15 protein-coding genes are annotated in these 16973 nt (G+C 69.8%); 11 read left to right on the forward strand and 4 right to left on the reverse strand.

Going from position 1 to position 16973, the window contains the following annotated elements; all coding sequences use genetic code 11:
* The first annotated feature begins 23 nt into the window (after positions 1-23).
* Genes pilM through AERO9AM_RS01460 form a run of 5 tightly spaced genes read left to right on the forward strand, consistent with a single transcriptional unit; the run spans position 24 to position 4885 of the window.
* On the forward strand, positions 24-1070 hold the full coding sequence (gene pilM / locus AERO9AM_RS01440) for a pilus assembly protein PilM (RefSeq protein WP_159574559.1): 1047 nt from the start codon (positions 24-26) through the stop codon (positions 1068-1070).
* On the forward strand, positions 1070-1741 hold the full coding sequence (locus tag AERO9AM_RS01445; RefSeq protein WP_159574560.1) for a hypothetical protein: 672 nt from the start codon (positions 1070-1072) through the stop codon (positions 1739-1741). The genes pilM and AERO9AM_RS01445 overlap by 1 nt, the downstream gene beginning before the upstream one ends.
* Positions 1738-2511, forward strand: coding sequence for a hypothetical protein (locus tag AERO9AM_RS01450; protein ID WP_159574561.1), 774 nt, complete (start codon positions 1738-1740; stop codon positions 2509-2511). Before AERO9AM_RS01445 ends, AERO9AM_RS01450 begins: the two co-directional genes overlap by 4 nt.
* Positions 2508-3647, forward strand: a complete 1140-nt coding sequence (locus AERO9AM_RS01455; protein WP_159574562.1) for a type IV pilus twitching motility protein PilT — start codon at positions 2508-2510, stop codon at positions 3645-3647. Before AERO9AM_RS01450 ends, AERO9AM_RS01455 begins: the two co-directional genes overlap by 4 nt.
* Positions 3647-4885, forward strand: a complete 1239-nt coding sequence (locus tag AERO9AM_RS01460) for a type II secretion system F family protein (RefSeq protein WP_159574563.1) — start codon at positions 3647-3649, stop codon at positions 4883-4885. The genes AERO9AM_RS01455 and AERO9AM_RS01460 overlap by 1 nt, the downstream gene beginning before the upstream one ends.
* 48 nt (positions 4886-4933) lie before the next feature.
* On the opposite strand, the gene AERO9AM_RS01465 is transcribed toward AERO9AM_RS01460, so the two are convergent.
* Complete coding sequence (locus tag AERO9AM_RS01465) at positions 4934-6601, reverse strand: GspE/PulE family protein (RefSeq protein ID WP_159574564.1); 1668 nt, start codon at positions 6599-6601, stop codon at positions 4934-4936.
* Between the two features lie 181 nt (positions 6602-6782).
* On the opposite strand from AERO9AM_RS01465, the gene AERO9AM_RS01470 reads away from it, so the two are divergent.
* The 4 genes from AERO9AM_RS01470 to AERO9AM_RS01485 all read left to right on the forward strand — a co-directional run bounded on the left by AERO9AM_RS01470 (position 6783) and on the right by AERO9AM_RS01485 (position 11051).
* Positions 6783-7211, forward strand: a complete 429-nt coding sequence (locus AERO9AM_RS01470; protein ID WP_159574565.1) for an SRPBCC family protein — start codon at positions 6783-6785, stop codon at positions 7209-7211.
* 60 nt (positions 7212-7271) lie between these two features.
* Positions 7272-9239 carry a M13 family metallopeptidase gene (locus AERO9AM_RS01475; RefSeq protein WP_159574566.1) on the forward strand — a complete coding sequence of 656 codons (1968 nt, stop codon included), beginning with the start codon at positions 7272-7274 and terminating at the stop codon, positions 9237-9239.
* A 265-nt stretch (positions 9240-9504) separates the two neighbouring features.
* Entirely contained in the window at positions 9505-9915 is a 411-nt protein-coding gene (locus AERO9AM_RS01480; RefSeq protein ID WP_159574567.1) for a hypothetical protein, read from the forward strand.
* A gap of 260 nt (positions 9916-10175) precedes the next feature.
* The gene (locus AERO9AM_RS01485; protein WP_159574568.1) at positions 10176-11051 is read left to right on the forward strand and encodes an NAD-dependent epimerase/dehydratase family protein; all 876 of its coding nucleotides are present in this window, start codon (positions 10176-10178) and stop codon (positions 11049-11051) included.
* Positions 11052-11161: 110 nt separating this feature from the next.
* Here AERO9AM_RS01485 and AERO9AM_RS01490 read toward each other — a convergent pair whose 3' ends face one another.
* Entirely contained in the window at positions 11162-12631 is a 1470-nt protein-coding gene (locus AERO9AM_RS01490) for a peptide MFS transporter (RefSeq protein WP_159574569.1), read from the reverse strand.
* A 135-nt stretch (positions 12632-12766) separates the two neighbouring features.
* Here AERO9AM_RS01490 and AERO9AM_RS01495 point away from each other — a divergent pair, with 135 nt between their 5' ends.
* Both AERO9AM_RS01495 and AERO9AM_RS01500 read left to right on the forward strand, forming a co-directional pair.
* Entirely contained in the window at positions 12767-14152 is a 1386-nt protein-coding gene (locus AERO9AM_RS01495; protein ID WP_159574570.1) for a glycine--tRNA ligase, read from the forward strand.
* 14 nt (positions 14153-14166) lie between these two features.
* Entirely contained in the window at positions 14167-14955 is a 789-nt protein-coding gene (locus AERO9AM_RS01500) for a hypothetical protein (RefSeq protein ID WP_159574571.1), read from the forward strand.
* Positions 14956-15391: 436 nt separating this feature from the next.
* Here AERO9AM_RS01500 and AERO9AM_RS01505 read toward each other — a convergent pair whose 3' ends face one another.
* Positions 15392-16288: an RNA polymerase sigma-70 factor gene (locus AERO9AM_RS01505; RefSeq protein ID WP_159574572.1), complete on the reverse strand. Its 897-nt coding sequence runs from the start codon at positions 16286-16288 to the stop codon at positions 15392-15394.
* On the reverse strand, positions 16285-16881 hold the full coding sequence (locus tag AERO9AM_RS01510; protein ID WP_159574573.1) for a carboxymuconolactone decarboxylase family protein: 597 nt from the start codon (positions 16879-16881) through the stop codon (positions 16285-16287). Before AERO9AM_RS01510 ends, AERO9AM_RS01505 begins: the two co-directional genes overlap by 4 nt.
* Positions 16882-16973 lie beyond the last annotated feature (92 nt).

The following is a 16973-nucleotide window of genomic DNA, read 5'->3' on the forward strand; positions in this document are numbered from 1 at the left end:
CGCATGGGGACTTGGGGAAGAACATGACGAGATCGCATGTCGGTGTTGAGATCACCGAAGAGAGCGTGCGCGCCGTGGAGGTGTCGACAGAGCGCCAACCGCAGGTGCTCGCGTACGGAGAGATCGCTCTGCCGCCCGATTCCGCGCACGACTCGGAGGTGCTCGACCAGGGCGCTGTCGCCACGGCGATCCGGGAACTGTGGAGCACGGCGCGGATCCGGGCTAAGACGGCGACCCTCGGCATCGCCAACCGGAGAGTGCTCGTGCGTGAGCACAGCACCGCAGCGATCGCACCTGAAATGTTGCGTCAGGCACTGCCTTTCCAGGTGCAGGATCTGCTGCCTGTGCCCGTGGCGCAGGCAGTGCTCGACTATTACCCGACGTCACAGCAAGGAGATCAGCTGCACGGCCTGCTGGTGGCCGCGGTGGCTTCGACGATCGAGGACATGATCACCGCGTTCTCACGGGCCAAGATCCGGATCGACGGCGTCGACCTCGCCACTTTCGGGCTCGCGCGCGCCGCCGCGCGCATCGCCCCTGAAGGCACGGCTGCAGCGGTCCACATCGGCGACCACACCACGCAGATCGTCATCCTGCGTGACGGCATCCCCGACTTCGTGCGGATCACGCCGGTCGACTTGGAAACCCTCGCCGTGCGTCGCCGGAACGCCCAGATCGCCCCGGAGGACGGCACGTTCGTTGCGGCGACTCGGGTGGATCCGACGCGTGTAGCCGCGTCAGAACTTGTCGGCGCGGCGGGCATCGTGCCGATGGGAGCGCTGCGCTCCGACACGGGCAACAAACCAGTGGCCGAGGTCATCGGGAGAATCCGCAGCACCCTGGCCTTCTACCTGAACAAGGACGGGGTACCCCCTATCGGTCAAGTGCTGATCACCGGAGCAGGCGCCGCTGTCGACGGCGTCGCGCAGGGGCTTGCCGCAACTCTCGACGCACCGATGCGCACCGCTGTTCTGCATGACGTGCTGCCGCTCCAGATCACAGAGCCCACCGGGGACCTCGCCCTCAACCTTGTGAGCACCGCTGGGCTCGCTCTCGGAAAGGACCGCTGATGGCACGCATCACTGTTGTAACCCCGGGTGGCCCGCCCCGAGTGGACCTGCTGCCGCGCTCGGAGGTCGAGCGACGCGAACGTGATGCGCTCGGTCGCACCTGGGTGCGTGTGGGCCTGCTCGCGATACTGCTCGCCGTCGTACTCATCGCCGGAGCTTTCGCGGTGAACCTGTTCACGCAGCAGCGGCTCGCCGCCGAGCAGGCCCGCTCGGCGCAATTGATCGGACAGATCGCCGCCCTTTCCGACGTCAGCAACGCGCTGAAGACCGAAGCCGATCTCACCCAGCTCCGCGCCGAGGCGATGGGCTCCGACTTGTCGTGGGCCGGGATCTTCGACCGGATCCGTGGGTCGTTGCCGGCTGACACCAATCTCACCGGTTTCGAACTCACCCCAGGCGCAGCGCCGGTGACGAGCAAGGACGCGAAGGCCGACGAGAAGGCGGCCAAGACGGGCGTCGGACTCACCGGCACCTTGACTCTCGACAGCGGCACGGCGCTCGATCTCGGAGCCTACGTGCGGAGTCTGCGGACCGTCGAGGGCGTCCTCACCGCCGACGCGAACTCCACCACATCCGGCGCGAGCGCGGCCGGCAGGTTCACGTACAAAGTGGACGTCACTTTCGATCAGACGGTCTATTCGGGCAATTACGCCAAGGCGGTGACGAAGTGACCAAGTCGCTCATCAATCTCGTCGGCGCCCTCGTCGCCGCGGCGATCCTCGTACTCGCCGCCATCGTCGGGGTCATGCCCCTTCTCGGTCAGGCGTTCGGTGCGTTCGGTGACGCCGTTCAGACGGGAGCGACGAACGCCACTTACGAAGCTCAGATCTCGGCATTGCAGAAGCAGAAGGCGCGCAAGGGCGAGATCGACGCGGCTGTGCAGGATCTGCGCACGCAGATCCCCGCGGTTCCCGACCTCGATCGCGCATTCGACGTCATCGCCGGATCCGCCGAGCGGTCCGGCGCGGTGATCACGGCGATCACTCGCGGAGACCTCGCGAGTTACGCTCCGAGGAAGGCCCCTGTCCCTGCCGGTCCCGGCGCGGACGCCGCGGCCAAGGCGCAGACCGCGCCGCAGCCGACGCCTCAGCCCACCGGCGGATCGGATCCCGTGGCGCAGGCGAAGAGCACCGCTGCTCAGGCGAGCAGCGCCGCGGATCAGACCTCCCAGGCTGCAGGCGCGAGCGCGCCCGCAGCGGGCGGCAGCACTGCTGCAACGGCGGCCACGGCCGATGTGCGACAGCAGATCCCGCTCACGGTCACCGCCACAGCACCCGACATGACTGCCGCGCAGAACTTCCTCGACGGGCTTCGTGGATCCGGCAGGCTCCTGGGCGTCGACAAGGCGACCGTCCAGGGAGGGGACGGGAACCTGAGCATCACGCTCGACCTGGTCGCGTTCGTCGCACCCGCCACAGGCCCGCAAGGAGGGGCGAAATGACCGCCGCGGCCCTGACCCGGCTTCTGACCGTCGGCGCCCGCGCCGGCGCCAGCGACGTACACCTCACGGCCGGAGCGCCGCCGCTCATGCGAGTGGACGGAGACCTCGTCGCGGTAACGGGGCATGAGGAGCGGCTCAGCCACGACTGGGTCGAACAGGCGGCGTACGACCTCATGACCGATTCGCAGAGGGAGGAGTTCGCCACCCGTCGAGAGGTCGATCTCGCCCACGCCGCCGAGGGGGTCGGACGCTTTCGCGTGAACGTCTTCCGCCAGCTCGGCGAGATCGCGATGGCGCTGCGGTACATCCCCGACCGGGTGTTCACGCTCGAGGAGCTCGGCGCCCCAGCGATCGCGGCGGATCTCGCGCTGCGCCCACGGGGCCTCGTGCTGCTCACCGGTCCGACCGGATCCGGCAAGTCCACCACTCTCACCGCGATGGTCGACATCATCAACAACACGCGTCCGGTGCACGTCGTGACCATCGAGGACCCGATCGAGTTCCACCACACCAGCAACAAGGCGCTCATCCACCAGCGCGAAGTCGGGTCGGATACGGAGTCGTTCGCCGAAGCGCTGCGCCGCGTGCTGCGGCAGGATCCCGACGTGATCCTCGTCGGCGAGCTGCGCGATCCCGAGTCGATCTCGACCGCCCTGTCGGCCGCGGAGACCGGGCACCTCGTGCTGTCCACGCTCCACACCCAGGGAGCGGCCAAGTCGGTCAACCGCATCGTCGACGTGTTCCCGGCCGATCAGCAGCACCAGATCCGCACCCAGCTCGGCGACACCCTGCAGGGCATCATCAGCCAGACGCTGCTGCCGCGCGCGCAGACCGCGGGCCGCACGATCGCGACCGAGGTGCTGATCAACACCCCCGCAGTCGCCAACCTCATCCGCGAGGGGCAGGTGTCGCAACTGTACTCGACGATGCAAGCGAGCCAGGCCGTCGGCATGCACACTCTCGATCAGGATCTGCGCCGCCTCGTCGGCGAGGGGCTGATCGCTGCGCATGTGGCCCGCACCTTCGCGGTGGATCCGAAATCGATCGATGGCGTGCATGTGCAGCCGGCTGACATCGACGCGGAGTCGTGGTCGACGTTCGCTGGTGGTTCGCAGCTCAAGGAGTGGGGTTCCTGATGGCCGGTGTACGAGAGTACGAGTACCAGGCGCTCGACGTCGCGGCCGCTCGCACCGTCAAGGGCTCGATGGACGCATCGAGTGACAGCGTCGTCGCCGCCAAGCTGCGCGCGCAGGGTCTCACACCGCTGCATGTGGCGCCGGTCGCGAAGACGGGTCTGCACCGGGAGATCACGCTGCCGTCGTTCCGTCGGGGCGTCTCAGCCAAGACCCTGGCGATCTTCTCGCGGCAGATGGCGGCGCTCATCAACGCGGGTCTTCCTCTTCTGCGCACGCTCACGGTGCTGGCCGAACAGGCCGACGACAAGAAGCTGCAGCAGGTGCTGATCACCGTGCAGACCGATGTGGAGTCGGGATCCTCGCTGTCCGCCTCGATGGCGCGTCATCCGCAGGTGTTCCCGCCGCTCATGGTGTCGATCATCCGGGTCGGAGAGGCCGGCGGATTCCTCAGCAAGGCCCTCACCTCGATCGCCGAGACCTACCAGAAGCAGGCCGACCTGCATGCGAAGATCCGGGCCGCGACCACGTACCCGCTCGTCGTGCTCGTCATTGCGATCCTGGGCGTGACGGCGATGCTGATCTTCGTCGTTCCCGTGTTCAAGAACATGTTCGAAGGCCTCGGCACGGGCCTGCCGCTGCCGACGCAGATACTGGTGACCGTGTCCGAGAACATGAAATGGATCGCGCCGGTCGTCGCTGTGATCGCGATCATCGTGTGGATCTGGTGGGCGCGCAACCGCTACACCGACGCGTACCGCAAAGTCGTGGATCCGTTCCTGCTGAAGCTGCCGATCTTCGGCAAGCTGCTCACCAAGATGGCCGTGGCCCGGTTCACGCGGAACCTCTCGATGATGCTCGATGCGGGAGTGCCGATCATCCAGGCGCTGTCGATCGTCGGCCAAGCGTCGAACAATTGGAAGGTCGAGCAGACCGTGCGCGACATCCAGGAGTCCATCCGGGGCGGCCGCTCGTTCTCCGCACCGCTCGCCAAGGCCGAGGTGTTCCCGCCGATGGTGTCGCAGATGGTCGCGGTCGGCGAGGAGTCGGGCACCCTCGCCGAGATGCTCGCTAGCATCGCGGACTTCTACGAGGACGAGGTGGAGACGGCCACCGAGCAGCTGTCGTCGCTCATCGAGCCCGTGCTGATCGTCGGCCTCGGCATCGTCATCGGCGGCATGGTGATCTCGCTGTATCTGCCGATCTTCACCCTCTACGGAGACCTGGCCAAGCAGCACTGAGCGCCGCCCGGTGCGTCTTGCCGGCACACCGGCGCGGGCGCACGCGCGTTACACCGAGACGCGGAGGACTTCCTCGATCGTCGTGATGCCCTGGGCGACCTTGGCCCAGCCGTCATCGCGCAGCGGGATCATGCCCTGCTCCAGGGCGATCTCGCGCAGCTCGCCGCCGGTGGCGCGGCCGACGAGCGCCTGCTCGATGCGATCGGTGACCTCCATCGCCTCGTGCAGGGCGACGCGGCCACGGTAACCCGTGTTGGAGCAGGCCGGGCAACCCACCGCGCGGTGGACGGTCGCGCCGTCGATCAGGTCGAGCGGCATCCCGACGGCCTCGAGCATGGCGCGGTCGTCGTCGATCGGCTGGCGGCACTTGGTGCAGAGCAGGCGGGCCAGCCGCTGGGCGACGACGGCGCTCAACGCGGTGGCGACGAGGAACGGCTCGGTGCCGATCTCCACGAGGCGGGTGAGCGCGCTCGGTGCATCGTTGGTGTGCAGCGTCGACAGCACGAGGTGGCCGGTCAGCGCGGCCTCGACCGAGATCGCCGCCGTCTCGCGGTCGCGGATCTCCCCGACGAGCACGACGTCCGGATCCGCGCGCAGGATCGACCGCAGCGCCGTGGCGAAGGTGAGCCCGGCGCGGGGATTGACCTGGATCTGGTTGATGTCCGGGATCCGGTACTCGACCGGATCCTCGACGGTGATCACGTTCACCCGCGGGTTCGCGACCGCGCGCAGCGCCGTGTACAGGGTGGTGGACTTGCCGGATCCGGTCGGTCCGGTGACGAGCACCATGCCGTGCGGGCGCGAGATCGCCTGCGTGAAGCGCTCCTCGTTGCGCTCCGAGAAGAGCAGATCCGACATGAGCATGACCTGGCCGCTGTTGTCGAGGATGCGCATCACGATCTTCTCGCCCCATACCGTCGGCAGGGTCGCCACGCGCAGGTCGACGCTGCGCCCCTCGTGCAGCACCGAGATGCGGCCGTCCTGCGGCACGCGCTTCTCGGCGATGTCGATCGACGACATGATCTTCAGGCGCGAGATCACGCCGTCCTGGATGCTGCGGTCGGCGCGCTGCATCTCGTGCAGCACGCCGTCGATGCGGAACCGCACGGTGAGCCGGTGCTCGCCGGGCTCGATGTGGATGTCGCTCGCCCGGTCGTTGATGGCTTGCGTGATCAGCAGGTTCACGAACCGCACCACGGGCGCATCCGCATCCTGGTCGTCGAGCTGCTCCGTGAAGACGACGTTCGACGCCCCCGACGCCTCGCCGATCTGCTCGGAGAGGTCGGTGAGCTCCTCGTCGGAGCGCAGGAAGCGCTCGAACGCCTGATTCAGCGCCTCATCGGTGACCACCACGGGGCTCACCCGCAGGTCGGTGAGGCTGGCGACGTCGTCGAGGGCGATGATGTCGGTCGGATCCACCATCGCGACGGTGAGCTGGTCGCGGTTGTGGCGCAGCGGGATCATGCGGTAGCGGCGGCAGAGCTGCCCCGGCACGAGCGCGATGACCTCGGGATCCAGCGGGTAGGTGGAGAGGTCGACGTACGGCGTGCTCGTCGCCACCGACACCGCCTCGGCGAGCTGCACCTCGTTGACGAGGCCGTGCCGCAGCAGGTAGCCGGGCAGTGCGTCTCCGTCGCCGACAGCGGACACGGCGGCGTTCACGTCCTCGGCGCGCGCCGCGCCGGTGAGCACGAGCATCTGTCCCAGACCGCGCATGGGATCCCCAATCCGGGCGACTCCCCAAAGCCGCTCTCCGCTCATCCTAGAGCGGCGCGGGCCGCTGCGGCAGAGCGATATTCCGGTTGGCTCTGCCGAGCCGTGCGGGCCGCTTCCGCGGGGCGTCGACGACCCGTCCCGACGTCTTCCCGCGGCTGCCGCGAGGCAGGATAATCGCCTCATGCCCGCCGCATCCCGGACGATCGAGATCGCCGCCCCTATCGAGACCGTCTTCGCGTTCTTCACCGACCCGAGCAAAGATCCGACGTGGCGCCGCGGCGTGAAGGAGATGCGCGCGGAGGGCGCTCCTGCCGGGGGCGCGATCGTGCACCAGGTGGTCGCCGGCCCCGGCGGACGCGCGATCACCGCCGACATCCGGATCACCGAGTACGTCGTGCCGAGGCGCTACGCGTTCGTAACGATCGCAGGCCCCGTGCGACCGGTGGGCAGCTACACCTTCGCCGGGACACCGGCCGGCACGAGCGTCACGTTCACGCTGTCGGCCGAGGTAACCGGTGTGAAGAAGCTGCTCATGGGTGGCGCCGTGCAGAAGAGTATGGACGCGGAGATGGCGGCACTCGACAAGGCGAAGGCGCTGCTCGAGTCCTGACGTTTCGCGAATCGCGATGGCGCCCCTGCGATGTCGACCGCGCCGCATAGGCTGATCGTCATGACCGACGTTCTTCCCTCCGGGCTCGCCATCGGCGACTTCGACCCCGCGATCCGTCCCCAGGACGACCTCTACCGGCACGTCAACCACACGTTCCTCGAGAACACCGAGATCCCCGCCGACAAGGCCCGCTGGGGATCCTTCCACATGCTGGCCGACCAGTCCGAGAAGGACGTCCGCGCCATCATCGAGGAGGCACAGACGGCCGAACCCGGAACCGAGGCGCGCAAGATCGGCGACCTCTACGCGAGCTTCATGGACACCGAGCGCATCGCGGCCCTCGGCACGGCACCGCTGGCCGAGCCGCTCGCCGCCGTCGACGCGATCACCACGATCGGCGAGTTCCTCGCGACTGTCGGCTCCTTCGACCGCCAGGGCGTCGCGGCGCTCATCGGCGTCTTCGTGGAGCCGGATCCGGGCGACCCCGAGCGCTACGTCCCGTTCCTCGTGCAGGCGGGGCTGTCGCTGCCCGACGAGAGCTACTACCGTCTGGACAACTTCGAGGGCACCCGCACCGCGTACCGGGCGCACCTGGAGCGGATCCTCACCCTCGCGGGCGTCGCCGACGCCGGGAACCAGGCCGAGCGGGCGTTCGCGCTGGAGCACGAGATCGCCGCGCACCACTGGGACAACGTGGAGAGCCGCGACGCGGTCAAGACCTACAACCTCAAGAGCTGGGACGAGCTCCAGGAGCTCGTGGGCGTGGATCTCGCCCCGTGGCGCGACGCCGTCGCCGGCCCTGCCGGATCCGCCGCCTTCGACGAGGTCGTCGTCTATCAGCCGAGCTTCTTCGCCGGCCTCGGATCCCTGCTCACCGCCGAGCGTCTCGACGACTGGAAGGCCTGGCTGCGCGCGAAGGTCGTGCACGGCCTCGCCGCCTACCTCACCGACGACATCGTGCAGGAGAACTTCTCCTTCTACGGCACCGAGCTCACCGGCGTCCCCACGATCCGGGAGCGGTGGAAGCGCGGCGTCTCGCTCGTCGAGGGCTCGCTCGGCGACGCCGTCGGCAAGGTCTATGTCGAGCGGCACTACCCGCCGTCCGCCAAGGCCGCCATGGACGAGCTCATCGCGAACCTGCTCGAGGCTTACCGGCAGTCGATCACGACGCTGGAGTGGATGAGCCCGGCAACCCGCGAGAAGGCGCTCGCGAAGCTCGACACGTTCACGCCGAAGATCGGCCACCCCAAGACCTGGCGCGACTACTCGAGCGTCACGATCGACGCCGGCGACCTGGTCGGCAACGCCCGCCGCGCCGCGCAGTTCGAGCACGACCGCCAGATCGGCAAGGTGGGCAAGCCCATCGACCGCGACGAGTGGTTCATGCCGCCGCAGATGGTGAACGCGTACTACAACCCGCTCATGAACGAGATCGTGTTCCCGGCGGCCATCCTGCAGTACCCGTTCTTCGACGCGGGCCGCGACGCGGCCGCGAACTACGGCGGGATCGGATCCGTGATCGGCCACGAGATCGGCCACGGCTTCGACGACCAGGGCAGCCGCTACGACGGCGACGGCAAGCTGCAGGACTGGTGGACCGACGAGGACCGCGCCGCGTTCGAGCAGCGCACGGCATCGCTCATCGCGCAGTACGACGCGCTCGTGCCGGAGGGTCTCGCCGCGGAGCACCACGTGAACGGCGCCCTCACGATCGGCGAGAACATCGGCGACCTCGGCGGCCTGGGCATCGCGCTCAAGGCCTACGAGATCGCGCTCGGCGGCCAGGAGGCGCCCGTGATCGACGGGTACTCCGGCGTGCAGCGCCTGCTGCTGAGCTGGGGTCAGGTCTGGCAGCAGAAGAGCCGCGAGGCCGAGACGATCCGCCTGCTCACGATCGACCCGCACTCGCCGAACGAGTTCCGCTGCAACCAGATCCTCCGCAACATCGACGCGTTCTACGACGCGTTCGACGTGACCGAGTCGGACAAGCTGTGGCTCGCCCCCGAGGAGCGCGTCACGATCTGGTGACCCTGCGTTCCGCGCCGAGCGCCCGTCCCGACTGCGGGGCGGGCGTTCGCGCGTCGGGTGAGGCCGGAGCGGGCGCCCCGCGCAGAGATGGATTTCGTTGCTCAGGGGGGCCGGGGAACGACGTTTTCCATCTCGCGGGGAAGGGCAGCCGGGCGGCGAGATGGATTCCGCTGCTCGGAGAGACCGGGGAGCGACCTTTTCCATCTTTCGGCGACGGGGAGTCTTTCAGGGACGGGCCCGGATCCCGCCGGGCTAGGCTCGGCGCATGATCCCCGCAGACTGGATACCGCACCGCCGTGAGGACGGCGAGCTGCTCGGATGGATCCGGCCCGAGGGCACGGACTGGCTCGCAGTCGACGTGCTCGGGCGCGAGGTGACCGGGCCGATCGACTGGCTGGACGCCGAGGCAGCGCTCGAGGAGCACGGGATCGGCTGGCTCGCGGATCCGTGGATCCTGGAGGGCGAGAGCCCCTCGACCGGCTCAGAGACCGAGCTGCTGCGCGTGCGGATCGTGGAGGTCGTTCCCGAGGGCGACGGCCGGATCACGGTCAAGGTCGACGACTTCGGCGACATGCAGCGCCCGCCCACGCAGCGCTACGTCCTGGAATGGCCGCTTCCGCCCCGGCTGCGGCCGCACCGCCCCGGCGACCCCGACGGCCGCACCCTCGCCCGCTGACCGAGGGTCGCTGCGCCGGCTGATGGGTGGGCGCGCCGCTGACTCCGCCAGCGCAGGCCTCGTGCGCCCCCGGCGCGCGGGATCTCGTCGAGCGCACGGCATGCCTGCGTCGACAGGCCGTGCAGTCGGCCGCAACCCGTGCACCGGCCCGCGCCCGCGCACCGACGCCACGCCCGCGCCCGCTCGCCGGCGCCGCGCCCGTGCCCGGCCGGAATGACCGGCGGGAATAGGATCCGGCGCGGCGGGCGTTCGCGAAAGGCATGAAGGTACTTCTCACCGGCGCGACCGGCTACATCGGATCCTCTGTCCTCGCCCGCCTGCTCGAGCAGGGGCACACCGTGACCGCTCTCGTCCGCGACGCGGCCAAGGCGCGCACTGCGGAGGCGGCCGGCGCCGTCGCCCTCATCGGCGACGTGGCAGACGCCGCCCTCGTGGCCGAGGCGGCGGCCGCGGCCGAGGGTGTCATCCACACGGCCTCCACCGCGGAGCACGACGCCGCGTTCATCGATGCCGTGCTCGGCGCGATCGAGGGCACCGGCAAGCCGTTCGTGCACACCGGCGGCATCTGGAGCTACGGCTCCGGCGACGACATCACCGAGGAGACGCCCCTCGACCGCCCTGCCCTCACTGCCTGGCGCGGCGCGGGCGAGGAGCGGGTCCTGAGCGCCGCGGGCGTGCGCGGGATCGTCGTCGCCCCGGCTCTGGTGTACGGGCGCGGCGGCGGGCTGATCCGGCTGCTCACCGATGAGACCGACGGCGGAGTGCGCCTGATCGGCGACGGCAGCCAGCACTGGACCACGGTGGACGTCGACGACCTGGGTGCGCTGTACGTGCTCGCGCTCGAGAACGGCCGCGCGGGGGAGACCTACATCGGCGCGTCCGGACAGAACCCCACCGTCCGCGAGCTCGGTGAGGCCATCGCCGCCGGGTACGACGTGGCCGAGGGCGTGCGCCCGGAGAGCGCCGCCGACACCCGCGCCCGGCTGGGCGAGGCGTTCGCGGATGCGCTCCTCCTCGACGAGCAGGCGTCCGGCGCCAAGGCGCGCACCGAGCTCGGCTGGACCCCGGCCGCGCGCCCGCTCCTGGAGCAGCTCGCCGCGGGCGAGTACCTCGGCGAGCGCGTCGCCGCGCATTGATGCGACGGCGGGCGGGCCAGCGCGTCACCGCACGCTGCGCACCACGGCGGGCCGGGCTGCGATCGCCCGGCCCGCCGCACGTTCAGCGCAGGCCGCCGCCCGGCGTCAGGTCAGCGCACGCCCTTCATGAGCGCGAGCACCGGCCTGGCGGACACCAGCAGCCCGACGCCGACCAGCACCGCGATGGCGCCGAGGATCGAGAAGTACGGCACCTCGTTCTTCGGGTCGTAGAACCCCACCAGCCAGCCGGAGATCGCCGTGCCGAGTGAGACCGACAGGAAGAACAGCGCCACCATCTGGGTGTGGAACGCGGCGGGCGCGAGCTTGGTCGCCGCCGACAGCCCGATCGGCGAGAGCAGCAGCTCCGCGATCGTGAACACCAGCAGGATCCCGATGATCGCCAGCAGCGGCGTCGAGTTCGCCGGGCCGTTCGCGAACGGCAGGAACAGCAGGAACGCGGCGCCCATCACGATCGCCCCCAGCGCGAACTTCACGGGCGTGGAGGGCTGGCGCGCGCCGAGCTTCGTCCAGACCGCGGCGAACACGCCGGAGAGCACGATGATGAACACCGGGTTGATCGACTGCACCCACGACACCGGCATCTCCCACCCGAACAGGTCGCGGTTCAGCCGCTCATCCGAATAGACCGTGAGCACGGTGAACTGCTGCTGGTACAGCGACCAGAACGCGACGCTCGTGATCAACAGCGGCAGGAACGCCCACACCCGCGAGCGCTCGGTGGCGTCGATGCGGCGGCTGGTGAGGATCACCGCGAAATAGGCGATGGCGGCGACCGCGGCGGCGATGATGACGACCGTCGACAGGTTGTCCGCCCGGATCACGCCGGTGAGCACGAGCACCACGAGCAGCACGATGGCGCCGGCCGCGATGGCCGCGGCGACGCCGTAGCGGCCCCGGGGCAGCGGGTTCGCGACCCGGTGCGCCTCCTCGGGGAGGCCGCGCCGCCCGAACGAGTACTGCGCGAGGCCCGCCGCCATGCCGACCGCGGCGAGACCGAAGCCGAAGTGGAAGCCGATCGTCGACTGCAGCAGGCCGGTGAGGATCGGACCGAGGAACGCACCGAGGTTGATGCCGAGGTAGAAGAGGGAGAACCCGCCGTCGCGCCGCGGGTCGTCGGCGCTGTAGAGGGTGCCGACCACCGAGGTCGCGTTCGCCTTGAGCCCTCCGGATCCGATCGCGACGAGCACGAGTCCGACGCCGACGCCCGCGACGCCGGGCAACAGGGCGAGGGCGATGTGGCCGGCCATGATGACGATCGCGCTGAAGAACAGGGTGCGTTCGGATCCCAGGATCCGGTCCGCGATCCAGGCGCCCAGGATCGTCGACAGGTAGACGGATCCGCCGTACGCGCCGACGATGCCGCCGGCGACGGCCTTGTCGAGTCCGAGACCGCCGTCGGTCGCCGAGTAGTACAGGTAGATCAGCAGGATCCCCTGCATGCCGTAGAAGCTGAACCGCTCCCACATCTCCACCCCGAACAGGTGCGCGAGCGCCCAGGGCTGCCCGAAGAATCGGGTGTCGTGCTCGCCGTGCTTCGCCTTCTCCGGTGCGGTGCTCATCCTTCGACCGTACGCGCCTCGACCGCGGAGGGCATGCCCGCGGCCCCGGGGAAGGGATCGCGGAGCGGCCCGGATAGGATTGGAATGCGCCTCTTCGTGCGCATTCCCCGCCTCATCGCGACCATTGGAGCCACCGTGGCCGAACAGTCCCGTCTTGACAAGGTCATCGCCCTCGCCCGCCACCGCGGGTTCGTCTTCCAAGCGGGTGAGATCTACGGCGGTTCCCGGTCGGCATGGGACTACGGACCCCTCGGCACCGAGCTCAAGGAGAACATCCGCCGCCAGTGGTGGCAGACGTTCGTGCGCGGCCGCGGCGACATGGTCGGCCTGGACTCGTCGATCATCCTGCCCAAGCGCGTGTGGGAGGCCTCGGGCCACGTCGAGACGTTCACGGATCCGCTCGTCGAGTGCCTGCACTGCCACAAGCGCTTCCGCGCCGACAACCTCATCGAGGACTTCGAGGCCCGCAAGGGGCGCCCGGCCGAGAACGGCCTCGCGGACGTGCCCTGCCCGAACTGCGGCACCAAGGGGCAGTACACCGAGCCGAAGGCGTTCTCCGGTCTGGTGAAGACCTACCTCGGCGTCGTCGACGACGAGTCCGGCCTCTACTACCTGCGCCCGGAGACGGCGCAGGGCATCTTCGTGAACTTCTCGAACGTGCTCACCGCGAGCCGCAAGAAGCCGCCGTTCGGCATCGGCCAGGTGGGCAAGGCGTTCCGCAACGAGATCACCCCCGGCAACTTCATCTTCCGCACCCGCGAGTTCGAGCAGATGGAGATCGAGTACTTCGTGCCTCCGGCGGAGGCGCAGGAGTGGTTCGAGCACTGGGTGCAGGCGTGCTGGGACTGGTTCGTCGACCTCGGGATCGACCCGGAGAACATGCGCCAGTTCGACGTCCCCGAGGAGGATCGCGCGCACTACTCCGCCGGCACCATCGACGTCGAGTACCGCTTCGGTTTCGCGGGCAAGGAGTGGGGAGAGCTCATGGGCGTCGCCAACCGCACCGACTACGACCTCTCCAGCCACAGCGAGGCCTCCGGATCCTCGCTCAGCTACTTCGACCAGGCCTCGGGCGAGAAGTACGTGCCGTACGTGATCGAGCCGTCGTTCGGCCTCACCCGCTCGATGATGGCGTTCCTCGTGGACGCCTACGTCGAGGAGGAGGTGCCCAACGCCAAGGGCGGCACCGACGTGCGTACCGTGCTGAAGCTCGACCCGCGCCTGGCTCCGGTCAAGGTGGCCGTGCTGCCGCTGAGCCGCAACGAGCGCCTCTCGCCGCTCGCGCGCGAGGTCGCCGACACGCTGCGCGGCCACTGGGCGATCGACTTCGACGACGCCGGCGCGATCGGCCGCCGCTACCGCCGCCAGGACGAGATCGGCACCCCGTACTGCGTCACCATCGACTTCGACTCGCTCGAGGACGACGCGGTGACGGTGCGCGACCGCGACACCATGGCCCAGGAGCGCGTGCCACTCGCCGGCCTCGACGCCTACCTGTCGGAGCGCCTGAAGGGCGCCTGAGCGTGACTTCGCCGATGCCCTCGCCGGACGTCTCGGCGGGGGCATCGTCGCGCGGTCGTCGCGCGGTCGACGCGGTCATCGCGGTCGGGATCCTGCTCGTGCTCGGATGCGCCGTCGTCGTGTTCGCGATGCGGGGCATCGAGGATCCGGAGTCGGCGCGGCTGATGGCTCTCGGCGGGCTGCCCGCGGCGCTCGTCTCCGCGGTGGTCACGGCCCTCGCCCTGACCGGAGCTCCGGTTGCGTCCCGGGCGGCGTGGTGGGGCGCCGGGGGCATGGTGCCGGCCGCGGGGCTGCCCTGCGGGGCCGCGATCGCGCTGCCGGACGGATACGGCGAGGGGCCGGGATCCGCCCTGCTGTTCGCCCTGCTGCTCGTGCCGCTCGCCGAGCTCCTCGGGATCCTCGTCGGGATGATCGTGCTGTGGCCCGTGGTGGTCCTGCTGCAGGCGCTGACCCGACGCGGCGATCGGGCGCCGCGCACGATCCTCACCATGGTGCTGCTACTTCTCGTCGCGATCTCCGGCGCCACGGCGACCGCGGCACTCGACACACACGGCTGGTCGCCGTCACGCGGCTCCGGTCTGGCGATGTTCGCCGTGGTGTTCGGGGTGCCGATCGACGCCGTCACGGTGAGGTCGGAGCCGATGCTATGGGTCACCCGCGTCCTCGTGGCGGTGATGGTGGCGTGCGTGCTCGCCTACTTCCGCGTCGAACGCCGCGAGGAGCGTGCCCGCCGTGCGCCGCGCACGGGCGGGCAGAGGCCGCGCACGGGCGGGCAGAGGAAAGGCCGCGAATCACAGAAGTGAATCGCGGCCTCGTCCGTGCCGATCGGCGCGCGGTCAGAAGTCCTCGCCCTCGGCCTGCGAGGGGTGCTTCTCGAACCAGACCGGGCGGCCGATGTGCAGCAGCGCGTCGGTGTCGAACAGTTCGGGGTCGCGTTCCATGCGGGTGCTCCTTTGCGTGCGGGAGGGGGTCTGGAACCAGTTTCACGCGTATTCGCCGGCTCTTATCGGCGATCTGCCTGGAAAGAAGCGCAGATCCTTCGCAATATGCAAGGAACGAGCTGGGCGATGAACCCCGGGATCCGCCCCGCCTGCGCCAGCGGGTTGCGCACCGCGGGCGGATCAATCATCCAGGCCCCCTCAGGCTGCCGACGCCCCTCCGGGCGGACACGATCCGGAGGGGGCGTCGGCGCGCGGAGGGGGCTTCGGCGCGCGAAGCCTGAAGAGCCGAGCGCCGCCGTCAGCGGGCGAGGGGCGCCGCCGCGTCGAGGGCGGACAGCTTGCCCGGGTTCGCGACGGAGAACACCTGCGTGATGCGGCCGTCCTCGACCGTGAAGCTCACGGCCGCGAGCAGCTCGCCGCCGACCCGGATGCCCGCGGCGAGCATGCCGTTGACCCGGAGCGGCACGACGGTGAAGGCCATGTCGAGCTTGGCGATGCTGCCCTGCAGGAACGCCACCACCCGGTCCGCGCCGTGCAGCGGGCGGCGTGCCGCGTGCCGCACGAGACCGCCGCTGTCGGTGACCGACACCACGTCGGGTGCCAGCACGTCCATGAGCCCCTGCACGTCGCCGGAGTTCATCACCGCGATGAACCGCTGCACCGCGAGGTCGTGCTCGGAGGCGTCCACCGCGACCCGCGGGCGCCGGGCGGCGACGTGGCTGCGGGCCCGGTGCGCGATCTGGCGCACCGCCGCCGGGGTCTTGCCGACGGCCTCCGCGATCTCGTCGAACGGCACGTCGAACACCTCACGCAGCACGAACACGGCGCGCTCGGTCGGCCCGAGCGTCTCCAGCACCGTGAGCATGGCCACGGACACGCTCTCGGCGAGCACCACGTCCTCGGCCACATCCGCGGTGGTCAGCAGCGGCTCCGGCAGCCACGGGCCGACGTACTCCTCGCGTCGGCGGGACGCCGCCCTGAGCAGGTTCAGCGCCTGCCGCGTGACGATCCGCACAAGGTACGCGCGCGGATCCTGGATCCGCTCCCGATCCACCTCGTCCCAGCGCAGCCACGACTCCTGCAGCACGTCCTCCGCGTCGGCCGCGGATCCGAGGATCTCGTACGCCACCGTGAACAGCAGCCCGCGGTGGGTGACGAACGGATCCTCGGACTCGGCTCCCGGCGCGCTGGTCATGACTGCGACGCTACGCCGGTCCGGGCGGCCGTCGCCAGCGGCGCCAGCCCGCATGCATCCGCGAAGCCGTCGGAGTGGATGCCCAGCGCGATGTTCGTGCGGGCGGTCGCGTTGAGGTAGCCGACCTTCGCGGCGAGCTCGAGCAGCGCCGGTGCGCCGATCTCCGCCAGCAGGGCGTCGGACAGCTCGTCGGTGACCGCCGGCGGCGTCTGGCTCATGGCCTCCGCGTACTCCATCACGAGGCGCTCCAGGGGCGTGAACCGCGTCGACTCGCGCCAGATCGGCACCTCGCGGGCCTTGTCCTCGTCGAGGCCGTGGTCGTGCGCCATGAAGTAGTGCAGGTCGAGGCAGAAGCTGCAGCCGACGGTCGCGGCCGCCGCCATGGTCGCCAGCGTCGAGAGCCCCTTGTCGAGCTCGTGCCACTTCTCGGTCTTGCCGCCGAAGCTCATCATGTCCATCATCACCGGCCGGTGCTGCCACATCACCCCGAGCGAGTCGGGCACGAGGCCGAGCTTGCGTCGCGCGATGGTCTTCACCAGCGCACCGAACGGGCCGGTCACCTCGACGGCCGGGATCCTGGTCGTGTTCGTCATGATCTGCTCCTTCCGTGGCGCGTTCCTCGCGCCTTCGATCATGGAGACACCGCCGGGCGCCGAAGTGTGACATCCGGATCCGGATCCGCCTC

The sequence above is a fragment of the Microbacterium sp. 8M genome, from assembly GCF_902506375.1.
Classification (GTDB): domain Bacteria; phylum Actinomycetota; class Actinomycetes; order Actinomycetales; family Microbacteriaceae; genus Microbacterium.

Coding starts and splice junctions, on each gene's coding strand:
- AERO9AM_RS01445 (WP_159574560.1), top strand. CDS start 1,070: ATGGCACGCATCACTGTTGTAACCCCGGGTGGCCCGCCCCGAGTGGAC.
- AERO9AM_RS01475 (WP_159574566.1), top strand. CDS start 7,272: ATGACCGACGTTCTTCCCTCCGGGCTCGCCATCGGCGACTTCGACCCC.
- pilM (WP_159574559.1), top strand. CDS start 24: ATGACGAGATCGCATGTCGGTGTTGAGATCACCGAAGAGAGCGTGCGC.
- AERO9AM_RS01480 (WP_159574567.1), top strand. CDS start 9,505: ATGATCCCCGCAGACTGGATACCGCACCGCCGTGAGGACGGCGAGCTG.
- AERO9AM_RS01465 (WP_159574564.1), bottom strand. CDS start 6,601: ATGCGCGGTCTGGGACAGATGCTCGTGCTCACCGGCGCGGCGCGCGCC.
- AERO9AM_RS01505 (WP_159574572.1), bottom strand. CDS start 16,288: ATGACCAGCGCGCCGGGAGCCGAGTCCGAGGATCCGTTCGTCACCCAC.
- AERO9AM_RS01460 (WP_159574563.1), top strand. CDS start 3,647: ATGGCCGGTGTACGAGAGTACGAGTACCAGGCGCTCGACGTCGCGGCC.
- AERO9AM_RS01485 (WP_159574568.1), top strand. CDS start 10,176: ATGAAGGTACTTCTCACCGGCGCGACCGGCTACATCGGATCCTCTGTC.
- AERO9AM_RS01510 (WP_159574573.1), bottom strand. CDS start 16,881: ATGACGAACACGACCAGGATCCCGGCCGTCGAGGTGACCGGCCCGTTC.
- AERO9AM_RS01455 (WP_159574562.1), top strand. CDS start 2,508: ATGACCGCCGCGGCCCTGACCCGGCTTCTGACCGTCGGCGCCCGCGCC.
- AERO9AM_RS01490 (WP_159574569.1), bottom strand. CDS start 12,631: ATGAGCACCGCACCGGAGAAGGCGAAGCACGGCGAGCACGACACCCGA.
- AERO9AM_RS01470 (WP_159574565.1), top strand. CDS start 6,783: ATGCCCGCCGCATCCCGGACGATCGAGATCGCCGCCCCTATCGAGACC.
- AERO9AM_RS01500 (WP_159574571.1), top strand. CDS start 14,167: ATGCCCTCGCCGGACGTCTCGGCGGGGGCATCGTCGCGCGGTCGTCGC.